Origin of the sequence: Streptomyces sp. NPDC088785 (genome assembly GCF_044750685.1) — a bacterium.
Taxonomy (GTDB): domain Bacteria; phylum Actinomycetota; class Actinomycetes; order Streptomycetales; family Streptomycetaceae; genus Streptomyces.
The window spans coordinates 1-1,162 of the sequence record NZ_JBIVKH010000035.1; the positions used below are offsets into that span (position 1 = coordinate 1).

General features: G+C 54.0%; 1 rRNA gene. It reads right to left on the reverse strand.

Annotated elements, in window-relative coordinates:
* Positions 1 to 1,162 (reverse strand): 23S ribosomal RNA (locus tag ACIP5K_RS35705); the annotation flags it as partial.

A 1,162-nucleotide genomic window follows, 5' to 3' on the forward strand; every position in this document is an offset into this window, starting at 1 on the left:
GCGTACCTTCGTACTCCTCCGTTACGCTTTGGGAGGAGACCGCCCCAGTCAAACTGCCTACCATGCACTGTCCCCGACCCGGATCACGGGCCAAGGTTAGAACCTCAAACAAACCAGGGTGGTATTTCAAGGACGGCTCCACCGAAACTAGCGTTCCGGTTTCATAGCCTCCCACCTATCCTACACAGATCGGTTCAAAGTCCAATGCAAAGCTACAGTAAAGGTTCATGGGGTCTTTCCGTCTAGCCGCGGGTAGATTGCATCATCACAAACACTTCAACTTCGCTGAGTCTCGGGAGGAGACAGTGTGGCCATCGTTACGCCATTCGTGCAGGTCGGAACTTACCCGACAAGGAATTTCGCTACCTTAGGACCGTTATAGTTACGGCCGCCGTTTACCGGGACTTCAATCAAGAGCTTGCACCCCATCATTTAATCTTCCGGCACCGGGCAGGCGTCACACCCTATACGTCCACTTTCGTGTTTGCAGAGTGCTGTGTTTTTATTAAACAGTCGCAGCCACCAGTTTATTGCAACCCCTTCACCCTTCTGGCGCAAGCCAGTCAAGCTACAAGGGCGTACCTTATCCCGAAGTTACGGTACCAATTTGCCGAGTTCCTTCTCCCGAGTTCTCTCAAGCGCCTTAGAATACTCATCTCGCCCACCTGTGTCGGTTTGCGGTACGGTCATCGTTAGACTGAAGCTTAGAGGCTTTTCTTGGAACCACTTCCAATTGCTTCGCTCCCTAAGGAGCTCGCGCCACACCCTTGAATTCCGCACCCGGATTTGCCTAAGTGCCTTCTCCAATGCAGCGACCGGGACTTCCAACACCCGGACAACCTTCCGCGATCCGTCCCCCCATCGCATCTAACAATGGTGCAGGAATATTGACCTGCTTCCCATCAGCTACGCATTTCTGCCTCGCCTTAGGGGCCGACTCACCCTACGCCGATGAACGTTGCGTAGGAAACCTTGGGCTTACGGCGAGGGGGCCTTTCACCCCCTTTATCGCTACTCATGTCAGCATTCGCACTTCCGATACCTCCAGCACCCTTTACAAGGCACCTTCGCAGGCTTACGGAACGCTCTCCTACCATGCGAGCAAAGCTCGCATCCGCAGCTTCGGTATATAGCTTAGCCCCGTTACATCTTCCGCGCAGGA